Consider the following 15,033-nt stretch of genomic DNA (forward strand, 5'->3'; position numbering starts at 1 on the left):
ATTGAGCGTCATCGACACCGGCATTGGCATCTCGCCAGAGGACCAGGCCCTGTTGTTCAGCCCCTTCACCCAGGTCGGCCAGCCGGCTGAGGCGATGCGTACGGGGTCGGGACTGGGCCTGGCCATTTCTCGCACGCTGTGCGAAATGATGGGCGGGCGCTTGACCTTGTCGAGTGAGCTGGGGCGGGGCACCCGCATAGACGTGAGCTTGCGCCTGCCGGTGCTTGAAAACCTTGCCCCGACCACCCACGACTCAGTCTCGCCGGTGCTTCGAGCGAAGCGCCTGAGTGTGCTGGTGGTGGACGATTACCCGGCAAACCGTTTGCTGCTGTCCCAACAGTTGACGTACCTGGGGCATGACGTCGCCGACGCGGAGGATGGTGCACACGGCCTCAGGGCATGGCGCCAGGGTACGTATGACGTGGTGATCACCGACAGTCACATGCCGATCATGAACGGCTACGAGCTGTCCCGCGCCATCCGCGACGAAGAACAGCGCAAAGGCTCGAAACCCTGCGTCATCGTCGGCCTGACCGCCAATGCCCAGCCCGAGGAAAAACAGCGGTGCCTGAATGCCGGCATGGACGACTGCCTGTTCAAGCCCATCCGGCTCAGGGAGCTGAGTGCCCGGATGTCCATCATCGAGCCATTGGCACATCCCCATGAAGCGCCCTTGGCCATGGTGGGGCAGGGGATCAATCTCGACCTGACCTCACTGATCCAGTTGGCCCGGGGCGACGAGGACTCGGTCAGCACCATTACCAAGAACCTCGCGCTCAGCCTGGAAGAGGACATGTGCGTGCTGATGCAATGCTACGCAAACATGGACGTCGAAGGCCTTGCCACGCTGGCGCACCGGATAAAGGGCGGCGGGCGGATTGTCGGCGCACAGAACGTGCTGATTCGTTGTGCGCAGCTGGAAACGGCCTGTGAGGAGGCGGAGCCCGGCGAAGTGACCGCCGCCACCCTGGCCCTGGAGCAAGCCATGCTTGCACTGAAAGCGGCCTTGATCGCCTTGCCATGAAACCCCAGGGTCACGGGCCCTTGGGTCAGCCTTCGGACGTTTCCTGTTCGTGTCGGAAATTTCCGTTTGGCACACGGAGTTTTTCCAGAGGCCATTAGGACCAATCCTAAATACACAGCAGGGGTGGGGCGCAATAATTTACCGGTCCCCATCACCTGTGTAAGAACCGCCATGTCTTTCCTACCGATACGCGTTCTGGTTATCGAAGAACAGCCTTTCAAACGACTGATCGCAACGAGCGTTTTTCAGGATCTCGGTTGTGAAGACGTCACAGCGGTTGCCGACGGTGCTGCCGCGCTGGAGGTACTGGCGCTTAACGGTCCGGTGGACATCGTGTTGTGCAGTTTGAAACTGCAATGCACCCAAGGGCTGTCGCTGATCGAGGACCTCAGTCATGGCGGGCTGCTCAAGGCGCTGATCATTTGCAGTGTTTACCCGGCGAACCTGCACGGCGCCCTGGATCGCATGCTGTCGATGCACGGTGTGAAGGTGTTGGGGTATGTCGATACGCCCGTACGGGCCAGTGAGATAGGCCCCATGGTGGCCGGTTTCCTGGAGTCGCTGGCCGTGCGAAGAACGGACGTTTCAAGCTCCCTCAATCTGAAATGGTTCACCCAGTCCGCCTTGAAAAAGGCAATTCAGGAGAATGAATTCAGGGCGTTTTTCCAGCCAAAATTCAATTTGGTCACCGGCGCGGTGGACAGCATGGAAGCCTTGGCGCGGTGGGACAACCCAAGCTATGGATTGTTGTCACCGGCTGATTTCCTGCCCTTGCTGAACAGCTTCTACCTGATGGACGAGTTGTTTTTCGCCCTGTTTGAACAGGGCTTGATGGTGTGGCAGGAAGTCCTGGCCACCGGACGGCAGATGAATCTCGCGTTTAACCTGCAGGCGGAGCAATTCAGCAACCCGCAATTGGTCGCAGGTATCAGCGGGTTGATCGAACGTTATCAGGTACCGGCGTCCTGCCTGACCTTTGAAATTACCGAAAGCGGTTTGCTCGAAACTTCCCCGGCGGTGCTGGAGAGCCTGATCCGTTTGCGGATGATGGGCTCCGGGTTGTCCATCGACGATTTTGGCGTGGGGTTCTCATCGTTGGAGCGCCTGTGCCAGCTGCCCTTTACCGAGATAAAACTCGACGGCAGTTTCGTTCAGGACCTCGATACCAACGCCGCCAATCGCGCCATTGTCAGCAGCACCCTCGCGCTGGGTGAGGCGCTGAACATGTCGGTGGTGGTGGAGGGTGTCGAAACCGAAAAGCAGCGCCAATCATTGATCAAGCTGGGCTGTGTGCACGCTCAAGGTTATCTCTGTGCGCGGCCCATGAGCGCCAATCGGCTGCTGTTGTGGCTGGACTCGCAGCGCGCGTCGATCAACAACGTCTGAATACAGGCCATCAGTGCGTCTGAATGCTTACTGGGTGTTCAGTTTTCTCGTGGGCCAGGAAGGGTGTTTCATGGTGAATCCAAAGTTGCGTGTCTTGTTGGTTGACGAAGAACAATCCAGGTTAGTCAGCATAGAAAAGAACCTCTCGGGGCTTGGCTACAGTCGTGTTGCCCCGCTGACATCATTCCGGGATTTATTGGTGATACTGGATAACGCGTTATGCCCGTTTGACCTGCTGATTATTCATCAGGTCGTGCTGGAAAACGCAGGCGAAGTACTTGAACAGTTAGTACGAAGTTCACCGGTAATCAAACATTTACTGGTTTACCAGGGCAATACGCTGCAGGTGCTTTCCACAGTTGAGTCGTCGTCATCGTCGATGCGCTTTGCGTTGCCTGGCCCGCCGGACCGAGAGTCGATCAAGCAAGTAATGGGCTTTATCGACAAGGTCGAGTTGCATGAGATTTACGGCAAGCAGCGGGTGTCTGTTTAGTTACAGGTGTATCGGGAAAAATACCGACGGCGCTGGAAATGTCATTGTTTAAGCCGGAAGTTTCCCTTATTGCAAAGGGACCTTTAACGTTGAAGGGGTTGGCCGGAAAAAACATTATTCACTGCATGCAAGGTGCGCAGTCACAGCGAAGCAGTGAACGGTTCGCCGAGCATTTCGATCAATGATGTTTTAACCTTTCGAGGCAACTTATGACGCGCACATACCGTATCGTCGCGCTCGCAGCGCTGACGTCGACCTTCGTGATACCGGCTGCACAGGCAGGCGATGGCACCGTTAACTTCAAAGGCCAACTGATTGGACAGACGTGTACCGTCAGTGTGAACGGTGGCAGCAACATGGGCACCGTTACGCTGCCTACACTGGGCACTATGGCCCTCGGCGCCGTAGGCGCCACTGCGGGTAGAACCCAGTTCACCATTGGGCTGAGTGCATGCGGCACTGGGAATAGCATCCAGGATTTCCTGCAAAACTTAACGGGCAATAGTGTGATTGGCAAGACGGCATCCACTTACTTTGAGAGCGGCCCGGGCGTCGATCCCACCACCCGGAACATTATTAACACCGGTGGTGCCACCGGCGTGCAGCTCCAGTTGCTTGATTCCGACGGCGATGTGATCAAGGCCGGTGACCCGGGCCAACCGCGAACCCCGGCCATTACTAATCTCGCCACCGACGGTGGCGTGATGACTTACGGCGTCCAGTACATTGCCAACGATGTTATTGCGCCGGGCAGCGTCGTGGGTTCGGTTACCTATTCCATCGCCTATAACTAAAACCCACAAGGACTTGAGAGCGATATCGCTGATCAAGTCTTTGATATATCCATTTCAACCAAAAAACCGTTTGGCTGCACTTATACGAATGGAAAGTTCAAACCTTCGGAAGAGTCTTAACTCTGGTAGGAAATTTCCGAGGCTGTAGCAGGACCTTTCAATTTGAAGGGTTTCACTAAAAGAAACATCATTCACCCTGTGCAAAACGCACCGCCATATTGCAACTGCGAGTGGCCTGCCGGGCATTTATCCAACTAATGATTTTGAGGCAACTTATGAACCGTACTTACCTCGTTCTTGCAGCGGCGACTTCCGCACTCGTGATGTCTGCTGCACAAGCCTCCGATGGCACTATCAACTTCAGTGGCCAACTGACGGCTCAAACCTGCACCACTTCGGTCAATGGCACGAGCAATGTGGGCACCGTAACGCTTCCGACGTTCTCGATTGCGTCGCTGGCGAGCGCGGGGGCGACTGTTGGTGCCACCAACTTCACCATTAACCTGAGCGGCTGCCAGGGCACCATTGCGACCGCCGCTGCGATATTTGAAGCGGGCGCGGGCGTCGACCCGACCACCCAGAACATCCGTAACACCGGTAATGCGACTGGCGTGCAACTGCAATTGCTCGACTCCAATGGTGCTGTGATCAAGGCCGGTGATACCAGCCAAACCGCCAACACTGCACGTACCACTGTGACCGGCGCCACTGCCGTGCTGCCGTACGCCGTTCAGTACATTGCCAGCGCGGCAACCACCGCCGGTACTGTCGTGGGTTCGGTGACCTACTCGATCAACTATCAGTAAAAGCTGCGCGGTCAGCGCATCTTTCAGGAAGCTGGAAGGTGCGCCGACGATGTCGGGAGAGAATGATATGCAGCGTAAAAAGGCCTGGTGCCGTTGCGTCGTGATGATCGCGGCCGTGCTCGGTTGTTCCCAGGCGATGTCTTCGGTCGTCATCACGGGCACCCGTGTGATTTATCCGGCTGACAAGAAAGAGGTCACCGTCAAACTGAACAACAACGGTGCCAAACCCGTCCTCGTTCAGTCGTGGATTGATGAGGGGGATGCTGCGTCCACGCCAAGCAACTCTTCAGCGCCGTTTGTGATTTCCCCACCGGTCTCCCGGGTTGATGCTGCCAAGGGGCAGAGCCTGCGCCTGATGTTTACCGGTGCTCCGCTGGCGTCCGACAAAGAGTCGGTGTTCTGGCTCAATGTGCTGGAAATCCCGGTCAAGGCCACGGGGAGCAAAACATGCTGCAAATGGCCTTTCGCTCACGGATCAAAGTGTTTTATCGACCTGCCGATTTACCCGGTACACCGACAGCGGCCATCGAGGCGTTGCAGTGGAAGGTCGTCGCACAAAAGAACGGTACTTATGGGCTGCAAGCCTACAACCCCACTGCTTTTTACGTTTCGCAAAGTGACCTGGCCCTGGTTAACGGCGGCCAGCGAGTACCGAGTGAAGCGGGAATGGTCGCGCCCGGCGAGACCCACACCTTTGCCTTGCCCGGCCTGAAGTCTATGCCGGGCCCCGGCGCCAACGTCGAATACAGCGCCATTAATGATTACGGCGCCCTGGTGCCCACTCGGGAACCCGTCAAGCCTTAGGCCCTTCTGGCCCCAATCGTTTTCACCCTCTGTTGTCCGGGTAATCTATGACTACGCTCTCTCCTCTGCGCATGCGCCGGAAGGAAATCTGCTGCTCCAGCGTCGGCTGTTCGCCGATTTGGGGCCGTCGACTGTTACTGATCGCCAGCGCACTGCTGATGCCTCACGCGATGGCCGAAGACGTGCAGTTCGACGATTCCTTCCTTCCGGCGGGCTCAAGCGGGATTGACCTGACGTTGTTCCAAAGTGGCAACCCGGTCATGTCGGGCACTTACCGGGCCGACATTCTGGTGAACTCGACCCTGAGCATGCGCCAGGATATTCGTATCGTGTCCGACGCCAAGGGCAGGAACCCCATCGTCTGCGTCGACAGCCGCATGCTGGAATTGATCGGTGTAAACGTGGAAGCCCTGTCGCCGGCGGCGCTGGCCAAGCTCGACGCCGGACAATGCACGTCCATCGCCCAGGTGATCGATGAGGCGACAGCCCTGTTTTCCACCGAGACCCAGCAACTGGACTTCAGCATTCCGCAGGCGGCCATGCGGCGTAACGCCCGCGGGTATGTCAGCCCTGAGTTATGGGATCGCGGTACCACCGCCGCGATGCTCAGCTATGACTTCAACGCCAACCACAACAAAAACCTGTCGGGTACTGACGATTCTGCCTATGTCGGCTTGAACGCGGGGCTGAACGTGGGTGACTGGCGCTTGCGGCACAACGGGTCGTTGAATTGGGACAGCCTGACCGGCACCAAGTACCAGGAAATCAACACGTTCGCCCAGCGCGACCTCACCGCCTTGCAAAGCCAACTGACGGTAGGCGAGGCCAACACCAGCGGCGAGATTTTCGACACCCTGGCCTATCGCGGGGTAGAAGTGGCGACCGACGACCGCATGCTGCCAGAGACGTTGCGCGGGTATGCGCCCGTGGTACGCGGGATCGCCCGCACCAATGCCCGGGTCACCATCAGCCAGGGCGGCAATGTGTTGCTGCAGACCACGGTGGCGCCTGGCGCCTTCGTCATCGATGACCTGTATGCCACCGGCTATGGCGGCGACCTGCAAGTGACCGTACTGGAAGCCGATGGCACTCAGCAAAGCTTCATCGTGCCCTATGCCTCGGTCAACCAGTTGCTGCGGCCTGGTACGTCGCGTTTCAGCGTGACGGCGGGCGAGACTCGCAATAACTACATCGATAAACAGGTCGGGCTGCTGCAAGGCACCTATCAATACGGCTTGGCGAATTCGCTGACCGGTTATACCGGCGCCCAGGCCAGCGATGGGTACCTGTCGGTGCTGGGCGGTATTGCCTTTGGCACCCCCATCGGCGCCTTCGGGGTCGACGTGACTCACGCCCAGACAGAACTGCCGTCCGGCGATCAGCAGGGGCAGAGCCTGCGGGTGTCTTTCAGTGAAAACGTGCAAAGCACCGGGAGCAACTTCTCTCTGGCAGCGTATCGTTTTTCCACCAGCGGTTACTTTGATTTCAACACCGCCGCGCTGTTCCGGGACGCTCAAGAGCATGGCACCGACACCAGCCAGATTGGCCAGCCACGCAGTCGCCTGACCTTGTCCCTCGACCAGAGCCTGGCCGGCTGGGGGCATTTGTCACTGAGCGGGTTTACCGAAAACTACTGGAACGAACCGGGCGAGGATGTCCAGTACCAGATGGGCTACAGCACACAAGTCGGGCGAGTCAGCCTGGGCTTCAACCTCAGTCGCAGCCGCTCCGGCCTGGCGGAGATGCAAACCACTGAGTTGTTTACCGTGAGCATGCCGATCGAGTTCGGCTCCTCGTACAACTCGCCGCAGCTGTCGGGCCGTTTGGCCCGCGACAGCCAGGGCAATTACAGCCAGCAAGCGAGCGTCAGCGGCAGCGCCGGCGAGGATCATGAATACGGCTACAGCCTGACGGCCGACCGCGATGGCGCAAGCCAGTCCACCGACACCTCGGTCAGCGGCCAGTACCAGGGTCCCAAAGCGCGGGTCAGCGGCTCCCTCAGCGAAGGCGATGGCTATAGCAGCATGTCCCTGGGCGGCGGCGGCACCATTGTGGTCCATCCCAAAGGCGTGACCTTGACGCCCTATACCGGTGAAACCATGGCCGTCATCAGCGCGCCAGGAGCGGCCGGCGCGAAGGTGGTGGGCTATCCGGGCCTGCGGCTCGATAGCAGTGGCTCAGCCGTGGTCAACTATTTGCAGCCTTATCAATTGAACGAGATCGCTATCGACCCGGACGGTATTCCCCAGGACGTCGAATTGAGTGAGACCAGCCAGAAGATCGCCCCGCGTGCGGGGGCCGTGGTGGCGGTGGACTTCGCTACGGTGCGCGGCAATGCCCTGCTGTTGAACGTACGGCTGAAGGACCAGAGCCCGTTGCCGTTCGGTGCCACCGTGGTGGATGACACCGGTAACCCGGTGGGCACCGTGGGGCAGGGCGGGCAGTTGTATGCACGGGTCAAGGACGGTACGCAACGCCTTCAGGTCAGTTGGGGCAAGGAGAGCGGCCAGACCTGCACGTTGAAAGTGCCGGCCCTGAAAGAGCAGGGGCAGATAATGAAAGGCAACACGCTGTGCCTGGAGGCCGGGTCATGAAGTACGCGGCGAATGCTTCAGTTAACGATACGTGCAGAGGTAATGCCATGAAGGTGCTTTATTCCCTGGGTTCACTGATCGCCGCACTGGTGTTGTGTGGCTTTGCGCAGTCAGCCCAGGCAATCAATTGTGTCTACATCAACGGTAACAAGGGGTTTATAGGCACGGCTGCATTGCAGATCAGCTCCCTCAGTGTGCCTCGGGATACGCCCGTGGGCACAGTGCTCTATCAGCAGAACTTTAACCAGAGCGGTGCAGGTGCCGATTTCAAGTGCATCAGTACCGGCGGGGCGGCAACCCTCAACACGCTTTTGACGCTGAAGAGCACGTTGGCCAATACCGGTTACAGCGCGGGGCCCTACGCCAGCTTCGTCTATCAAACGGGGGTCGCCGGCATCGGCGTCGCCTGGGTTAACGGAACATCCGTGCAAACGGCTGCCGTCAGGGCAGCGATTCCAAATGGCTGCGCACTGTCGGGAACCGCCGACTGTTTCATATCGGGCCTCAAGATTGCACCAGCAACCGGGATGGTGCTGATAAAGACCGGACCAGTGGGAACGGGCACCATCAGCGGCAGTTCGTTGGGTACGCTGGAACAGGATTTCTCGATTCCCAATAGCCCTACCGCTGTCGCCAACAAAGTGGGGCTAACCGGCAGCATCAACATCGTCGCACTGACCTGCATGACCTCGGACGTTAATGTACCCATGGGCACCAACAAGATTGCGTCGTTCAGTGGGATAGGTTCGGCCAGCACGCCAGTGAACTTCATGATCAGCCTGACGGGTTGCCCAGGATTTCCCGGTTATTACGGCAACGCCAGTTCGATTCCGACAAGCTCGCAATCGGCGGTCATCAGTGCGGGCACCCTCGTGCCCAATACCCTCAGCCTGCGATTGGACCCGGTCGGCACACCGATTGATGCCAGCAATGGCGTGTTGAGCCTGTCAGCGGCTGCAGACCCGGCGACGGGTGTGGGTCTACAGGTGCTTGATGCTTCCGGCGCACCGTGGGCGCTGTCCCAAAACAAATTGTTGAACCTTCCGATAGCCGCTGGCACCACATCATTGAACATCCCGCTGAGCGCGCGTTATATACAAACGGCAACCACGGTGACTGCGGGTTCCGCCAACGCTGTTGCGAATTACACCATCATCTATCAGTAGCCACGCCTGGCGACTCATCCTGGCCAGGGACCGGCCGCTCAACCTCCTGATGGTGCGTAGAGCCAATAAACATATACATCGCCGGCACCATGAACAGCGTCAGCACGGTACCAATCGACAACCCGGCGAAGATCACCAGGCCCATGTCATGCCGTCCCGCAGCCCCCGCACCCGACGCCCACACCAGCGGCACCACGCCCAGCACCATCGCCGCCGTGGTCATCAGGATCGGGCGCAGACGCACGCCGGCGGCTTCTTCTATCGCCTCGCGCTTGCTGTGACCGGCGCGCTGCAGCTCGTTGGCAAACTGCACGATCAGAATCCCGTGCTTGGTGATCAACCCCAGCAACGTCACCAGGCCCACCTGGGTGTACACGTTGATGGACGCAAACCCCATGGTGATAAAGGCCAGCGCGCCAAAGAGAGCAGGGGGCACCGAGAACAGGATCACCACCGGGTCGCGGAAGCTCTCGAACTGGAAGGCGAGGGCCAGGTAGACGATCAGGATCGAGAACATCAACAACCCGAAGAACCCGCCGGATTCCTGCATGAACTGGCGCGACTCGCCAGAGAAGTCCGAGGTGTAGCCCGAGGGCGCTATGTTGGTCAGGATCGTGTTCAGTTTCGCCAGCAGTTCGCCCTGGGCCACGCCACTGACGCCTGACAAGGTGGCCGAGTTGAGTTGCTGGAAGTGGTTGATCGATTCCGGCTGGGTCGAGGTCTCGATATGCGCCACGGTGCGCGCCTGGATCATTGCGCCCGAGGGCGTGCGAATGTAGTAATCGAGGATCTGGTCCGGGTTGAGGCGGTCGACTTGCAGCACTTGGGGAATGACTTTGTACGAGCGCCCGGCGGTGGAGAAGTAATTCACGTAGTTACCACCCAGCGCGGCGGACAGCGCTGCGCCGACGTCAGCCTGGGTCATGCCCAGTGCGGCGATTTTTTCCCGGTCGACCACCAGCTTGGCTTGTGGTTTGTCGAGTTTCAGGTCCATGTCGGAGAAGTAGAACAGCTGCTGTTTCAGTGCCTCGGCCACCACCGCCTGGGCGACTTCGTTGAGGTTTTCCACCGAGTCGGTGGTGGTGATCACAAATTGCACCGGCAACCCTTGGGCGCCCGGCAGCGACGGCAGCGGGAAGGCCGCGATGGTGGCGCCCGGTACCTGATTCCATTTCTGCTGAAGTTCCAGGATCAGTTGGGCCTGGGAACGCGTGCGATCGTCCCAGGTTTTGAGCAGCACGCCGCCCAAGCCCTGGTTGAGGATGGGCAACCCGGTCAGCTGGAACATCTGCGCGTATTCAGGCTCTTTGTTGGCGATCTGGAAAGCCTGGTCGGCAATGCGCTCCATCTGCTGCGGCGAGGCAGTCGGCGGGCCTTTGATCTGCATGAACACCAGCCCCTGGTCCTCGGTGGGCGACAGCTCGCTTTTGGCAGTCATGCCGCTGGCGGCCACCAGCAGGAACAGCAAGAAACCAAACGTCACCAGCACCGGCCACACGTTCAAACCGCCTGAGAGTACGCGGTGGTAACGGCCCCGCAGCCAGTCAAAGTACTGATCGAGCTTGCGCGCGAAGCGGCCTTCTTCCTGCCCGGACTTGAACAGCCGCGAGGTCATCATCGGCGACAGCGTCAGCGCCACCACGGCCGACACGGTCACCGCACCCGCCAGCGAGAAACAGAACTCCTTGAACAGCGCCCCGGTAAGGCCACTGCGCAACCCGATGGGCACGTACGCGGCAATCAGCACCACGGTCATCGCGATGATCGGGCCACCCAGTTCCCGCGCCGCGACCAGCGCCGCCTCCAGCACGCCTTTACCTTCTTCCTTGATATGCCGGTCGACGTTTTCCACCACGATAATCGCGTCGTCCACCACCAGGCCGATCGCCAATACCAGGGCGAGCAGGGTCAGCAGGTTAATCGAGTACCCCAGCAGGTACATGATGAAGAACGTCCCGACCAGCGACAGCGGGATCGCCACCAGCGGCACAATCACTGCACGGAACGAGCCGAGGAACAGGTAGATCACCACCGACACGATGATCATCGCCTCTACCAGGGTTTTCACCACCTCATAAATCGAGGTATTGATGAACGCCGTGGAGTCATACACGATCTCGCCGCGCACCCCGGTGGGCAGTTGGGACTGCAGCTCGGGGAAGGCTTCGCGCACGCTGTCGGCGACCGTCAGGATGTTCGCATTGGGGGCCGTCTTGATCCCGATGAACACCGAACGCTTGCCGGAAAACGCCACGCTGCTGTCGTAGCTTTCGGCGCCGAGGGTGACGGTGGCCACATCCTCCAGGTACACCAGGGCATCGCCTTTCTGCTTGATCACCAGCCGCTTGAATTCATCCACCGTGTGCAAGTCGGTCCCGGCGGTCAGGTCGACCGTCACCGTTTGCCCGCGGGTGGAACCGACGGCAGACAGGTAGTTGTTGTTGGCCAGGGCGGTGGAAACGTCCTGGGCGGTCACGTTATGCGCCGCCAGCTTGTTGGGGTCCATCCAGGCGCGGAGGGCGAACTGGCGTCCGCCGAGGATCTCGGCGGTTTGCACGCCCTGGATCGAATCCAGCTTGGGCTTGACCACCCGCACCAGGTAATCGGTGATGTTGTTGGTGGGCAGGGTGTCGCTGTAGAAGCCCAGGTACATGGCATCCGTGGTCTGCCCGACCGCCACCGTCAGCACCGGTTCCTGGGACTGGGCCGGCAGTTGGTTCTTGACCGAGTTGACCTGGGTATTGATCTCGGTGAGTGCCTTGCTGGCCTCGTAGTTCAGCCGCAACGTTGCGGTAATGGTCGAGACGCCGGTGATGCTCGTCGAGGACAGGTAGTCGATACCCTGGGCCTGGGCGATGGCCGATTCAAGCGGCTGGGTGATAAAGCCGGCCACCGTCGATGCGTCCGCGCCGTAGTAGGCCGTGGTGATAGTGACCACGGTATTTTCGGTGCGCGGCCATTGGTTCACCGGCAGTTCGAAGATCGAACGCAGCCCCAGGATCAGGATGAACAGCGAGACGACAATCGCCCAGACCGGTCGCTGAATAAAGGTATCGGTAAGCTTCATGGGACACCTTTAGTGTTCTTGGGGAGTCGGCGCGGGATCGTTCAGCGGCGCGGCGCTGTTATCGACCTTCACCGGCGAGCCATTCTTGAGCTTCATCTGGCCGCTGGTGATCAACAGATCGCCTTCCTTCACGCCCGACAGGATGGCCACCTGGTCGCCCCGGGTAGGCCCGGTCTTGATGAAGGTTTGTTGCGCCGTCAGCACTTCCTCACCCTTGTCGTTCTTGCTTGAGGTGGCGATGAATACCGTGGTGCCGTAAGGGTTGTAGGTGACCGACGTCTGCGGAACGGTAAGGTAGCGCTGGGTTGCGCCGGAGGTGACCACGGCGCGGGCAAACATCCCGGGCACCAGGCTTTGCTTGGGGTTGTCGACGGTGGCTTCCACAGTGACGTTGCGGGTGGTCGAGTCGAACTGGGTGTCGATGGTGCTGACCCTGCCGGTGAAGGTTTGATTGGACAGGCCGTCGGCCGTCACCGAAACCCCTTGGCCAATGGCGATGGCCTCCAGTTGGGTCTGCGGCACCGTGAAGTCGATGTAGATAGGGTCGAAGGTTTGCAGGGTGGCGATCTTGTCGCCGGGGTTGAGGTACTGGCCGGGGTTGACGCTGGTGATCCCGATGCGCCCGGCAAACGGCGCGCGTATGGTTTTTTTCGCCACCAGCGCACGCTGTTGCTCGGCGGCGGCGAGCTTGGCTTTCAGGTCGGCGGTGTCGGTGTCCACTTGGGCCTGGGAGATGGCGTTGACCGCCAGTTGGGCCTTGTCACGCTTGAGGACGATCACGGCCAGGTCGGCGGTGGCCTCAAGGGAATGCAACTGCGCGATGTCCGAGTCGGCATTCAACTGCACCAGCAGCGCCTGGGCCGCCACCTCTTGCCCGGGCGTGAAGCCGAGGGTGCGTACGATGCCGCCCACCTCGGTGGTCACATCCACGCCTCTGACCGCCTTCATCGAGCCCACCGCGGTGACATTCGGCTGCCAATCGCTGAACGGCACCTTCATGGCCGTGACCACGGAGGCGGGCAGGGGCATTTTGGACTGGGCGATCAGCGCCGAAATCTGCACGAACTTCACCCCGGCAATGATCGCCACAATCACCAGCACCACCACGATCATGACGAGCATCGGCCGCCACAGTCGACGCTTGCGCGGTGCGCCGGGCTCGGGTGGCAGGGGAGAGGCAGTAATGACGTCAGCCATGGGTGTTCTCGCTGTATCAAGAGTTCAGTTCAGTCGAACCGTGCCGAATCGGCAGGCACTGCCTTGTTGTTGGCCGGCATGATCTCGTTCCACGACGGCAGGCCGAAGCGATCCGGGTGGCCCTTGGTGGCAGGGTCCACATCCGTTCGGTTCCACCAACCGCCCCCCAGTGCCTGGAACAGCGCAGTGGTGTCGCTGTAGCGGGAGGCCTGCGCCTTGACCCGCGCAAGCACGGTGTTCTGGTAGGTCTGTTGGGCGGTGAGCAGGTTGATGTACGCCACGGCACCGAGCTTGAACTGCGCCTGCACCAGGTCCAGGTTGGCTTGGGCTGAGCGCTCGGCCACCACCTGCTGGTTAAGCGCATCGGCGTCGGCTTCCAGTGCCCGCAGCGCGTTGGCCACGTCCTGGAACGCGCCAATCACGGTGCCACGATAACGGGCCGCCGACTCGTCGTAGGCCGCCACGGCCGCGCGTTTGCGATGTTCGAGTGCGCCGGCATCAAAGATCGGCTGGGTGATCGACCCGGCCAGGCTCCACACACCGCTGCCCGCCGAAAACAGCTTGGTGCCGCTGGCCACCGTGGAACCCACCGACCCGGTAATGCTGAACTGCGGCAACTGATTGGCCACGGCCACGCCTATGTTGGCGCTGGCCTGGTGCAGTTGTGCCTGGGCAGAACGCACGTCCGGCCGTTGGCCCACGATGGCCGAGGGCAGGCTGACCGGCAGTTCTTCCGGCAAGTGCAGGGAGGCCAGGTTGAAGCGCTCGTCCCGGTCCTGATTGGGAAACCGGCCGAGGTAGGCCATCAACTGGTTGCGGGTCTGCGCCAACTGCTTTTGCAGCGGCGGCAAGCTGGCACGGGTTTGCGCCAGTGCGGTCTGCTGCGTCAGGACGTCGCTATCACCGATGGCACCCAGCCGCCGCTGCGACTGCAGCACGTCGAGCTGGTCGCCCTGTAGCCGGATGATTGCCTCGGTTGAGGCGATTTGATCACGTATCGACGCCAGGCTGACCGCGGTATTCACCACATTGGAGGTCAACGTGAGGTAAGTCGCCTCCAGCTGGAAGCGTTCGTACTCGGCTTGCGCCGTGGTGGATTCGATTTGCCGGCGCGTACCGCCGAACACATCCGGGGCATAGGACACGCTCAACGACGCCGAACTCACCGTGAGAATCGGCGACTCCGGCAGGCCCGAGGTCACCCCCGATACCTTCTCGCGGGCTTTCTGCACATTGCCGCTGACGGAAGGGAACAACGACGCCTGGTCGGCATAGACCAACTCGTTGGCCTGGCGCAACGCGGCTTGAGCGGCGGTGACATCCGGGTTGGCGCGCAAGGCTTCTTCGACCAGGGCGTTGAGGGCTGGCGAACGGAACAACGTCCACCATTGCCCGGGAATATCCATCCCGGCGATCAGCCGCTGCGCCGCGCCGCCGGCGTCGATGTCGGCCTTGGCGGTAGCGGTTAGCTTTTCACGTGAGTAATCAGCGTTAGCGGGCACCTCGGGGCGCGCGAAATCGGGCCCGACGGTACAGCCCGCGAGGGCAATGCACAGCAGGCTCAGCGGAGCCAGAAGGTGTGGTGGTCGAAAAAGGGCGCGGGGGTGCGCCACTTGTTGCGGTCCCGATGCAAGCTGCCGAGGCTGCTCTTTCATATTTACTCTGATTAATCAGTAGGTTGACTGCTTTATTGGTTGAGCGA

11 protein-coding genes and 1 pseudogene are annotated in these 15,033 nt (G+C 60.3%); 9 read left to right on the forward strand and 3 right to left on the reverse strand.

Features of this window, described 5'->3' with window-relative positions; all coding sequences use genetic code 11:
* The first annotated feature begins 1 nt into the window (after window position 1).
* From JFV30_RS33165 to JFV30_RS12775, 9 genes and pseudogenes are all read left to right on the forward strand, one after another.
* The gene (locus JFV30_RS33165) at window positions 2-1,024 is read left to right on the forward strand and encodes a response regulator (RefSeq protein ID WP_242487068.1); all 1,023 of its coding nucleotides are present in this window, start codon (window positions 2-4) and stop codon (window positions 1,022-1,024) included.
* 171 nt (window positions 1,025-1,195) lie between these two features.
* Window positions 1,196-2,410, forward strand: a complete 1,215-nt coding sequence (locus tag JFV30_RS12745; RefSeq protein WP_010170842.1) for an EAL domain-containing response regulator — start codon at window positions 1,196-1,198, stop codon at window positions 2,408-2,410.
* Window positions 2,411-2,480: 70 nt separating this feature from the next.
* Window positions 2,481-2,903, forward strand: a complete 423-nt coding sequence (locus JFV30_RS12750; protein WP_201124101.1) for a histidine kinase — start codon at window positions 2,481-2,483, stop codon at window positions 2,901-2,903.
* A 209-nt stretch (window positions 2,904-3,112) separates the two neighbouring features.
* Window positions 3,113-3,697: a fimbrial protein gene (locus tag JFV30_RS12755; RefSeq protein WP_201124103.1), complete on the forward strand. Its 585-nt coding sequence runs from the start codon at window positions 3,113-3,115 to the stop codon at window positions 3,695-3,697.
* Window positions 3,698-3,972: 275 nt separating this feature from the next.
* Window positions 3,973-4,503 carry a fimbrial protein gene (locus JFV30_RS12760; RefSeq protein WP_169388394.1) on the forward strand — a complete coding sequence of 177 codons (531 nt, stop codon included), beginning with the start codon at window positions 3,973-3,975 and terminating at the stop codon, window positions 4,501-4,503.
* A gap of 136 nt (window positions 4,504-4,639) precedes the next feature.
* Window positions 4,640-4,947 (forward strand): annotated as a pseudogene (locus JFV30_RS33170) (fimbria/pilus periplasmic chaperone); the annotation flags it as partial.
* Between the two features lie 3 nt (window positions 4,948-4,950).
* The gene (locus tag JFV30_RS33175) at window positions 4,951-5,307 is read left to right on the forward strand and encodes a fimbrial biogenesis chaperone (protein ID WP_242487162.1); all 357 of its coding nucleotides are present in this window, start codon (window positions 4,951-4,953) and stop codon (window positions 5,305-5,307) included.
* A 158-nt stretch (window positions 5,308-5,465) separates the two neighbouring features.
* The gene (locus JFV30_RS12770) at window positions 5,466-7,901 is read left to right on the forward strand and encodes a fimbria/pilus outer membrane usher protein (RefSeq protein WP_201126178.1); all 2,436 of its coding nucleotides are present in this window, start codon (window positions 5,466-5,468) and stop codon (window positions 7,899-7,901) included.
* Window positions 7,898-9,067 (forward strand): fimbrial protein, encoded by a 1,170-nt coding sequence (locus JFV30_RS12775; protein WP_242487069.1) that lies wholly within the window; start codon window positions 7,898-7,900, stop codon window positions 9,065-9,067. The genes JFV30_RS12770 and JFV30_RS12775 overlap by 4 nt, the downstream gene beginning before the upstream one ends.
* On the opposite strand, the gene JFV30_RS12780 is transcribed toward JFV30_RS12775, so the two are convergent.
* The 3 genes from JFV30_RS12780 to JFV30_RS12790 are packed head-to-tail and all read right to left on the reverse strand — an operon-like array spanning window position 9,054 to window position 14,986.
* Window positions 9,054-12,134: an efflux RND transporter permease subunit gene (locus JFV30_RS12780; RefSeq protein WP_201124105.1), complete on the reverse strand. Its 3,081-nt coding sequence runs from the start codon at window positions 12,132-12,134 to the stop codon at window positions 9,054-9,056. The two genes, JFV30_RS12775 and JFV30_RS12780, sit on opposite strands and share 14 nt — an antisense overlap.
* 9 nt (window positions 12,135-12,143) lie before the next feature.
* A complete protein-coding gene (locus JFV30_RS12785; RefSeq protein WP_446739854.1) occupies window positions 12,144-13,331 on the reverse strand; it encodes an efflux RND transporter periplasmic adaptor subunit in 1,188 nt (395 codons plus the stop codon).
* 29 nt (window positions 13,332-13,360) lie between these two features.
* Window positions 13,361-14,986 carry an efflux transporter outer membrane subunit gene (locus JFV30_RS12790; RefSeq protein ID WP_242487070.1) on the reverse strand — a complete coding sequence of 542 codons (1,626 nt, stop codon included), beginning with the start codon at window positions 14,984-14,986 and terminating at the stop codon, window positions 13,361-13,363.
* Between the last annotated feature and the right edge of the window lie 47 nt (window positions 14,987-15,033).

The sequence above is a fragment of the Pseudomonas sp. TH32 genome, assembly GCF_016650855.1.
Lineage (GTDB): Bacteria > Pseudomonadota > Gammaproteobacteria > Pseudomonadales > Pseudomonadaceae > Aquipseudomonas.

Excerpts from the sequence above, each read along its gene's own strand:
- JFV30_RS12745 (WP_010170842.1), top strand. The coding sequence starts at position 1,196 with ATGTCTTTCCTACCGATACGCGTTCTGGTTATCGAAGAACAGCCTTTC.
- JFV30_RS12750 (WP_201124101.1), top strand. The coding sequence starts at position 2,481 with ATGGTGAATCCAAAGTTGCGTGTCTTGTTGGTTGACGAAGAACAATCC.
- JFV30_RS12755 (WP_201124103.1), top strand. The coding sequence starts at position 3,113 with ATGACGCGCACATACCGTATCGTCGCGCTCGCAGCGCTGACGTCGACC.
- JFV30_RS12760 (WP_169388394.1), top strand. The coding sequence starts at position 3,973 with ATGAACCGTACTTACCTCGTTCTTGCAGCGGCGACTTCCGCACTCGTG.
- JFV30_RS33175 (WP_242487162.1), top strand. The coding sequence starts at position 4,951 with ATGCTGCAAATGGCCTTTCGCTCACGGATCAAAGTGTTTTATCGACCT.
- JFV30_RS12770 (WP_201126178.1), top strand. The coding sequence starts at position 5,466 with ATGCCTCACGCGATGGCCGAAGACGTGCAGTTCGACGATTCCTTCCTT.
- JFV30_RS12775 (WP_242487069.1), top strand. The coding sequence starts at position 7,898 with ATGAAGTACGCGGCGAATGCTTCAGTTAACGATACGTGCAGAGGTAAT.
- JFV30_RS12780 (WP_201124105.1), bottom strand. The coding sequence starts at position 12,134 with ATGAAGCTTACCGATACCTTTATTCAGCGACCGGTCTGGGCGATTGTC.
- JFV30_RS12785 (WP_446739854.1), bottom strand. The coding sequence starts at position 13,331 with ATGGCTGACGTCATTACTGCCTCTCCCCTGCCACCCGAGCCCGGCGCA.
- JFV30_RS12790 (WP_242487070.1), bottom strand. The coding sequence starts at position 14,986 with ATGAAAGAGCAGCCTCGGCAGCTTGCATCGGGACCGCAACAAGTGGCG.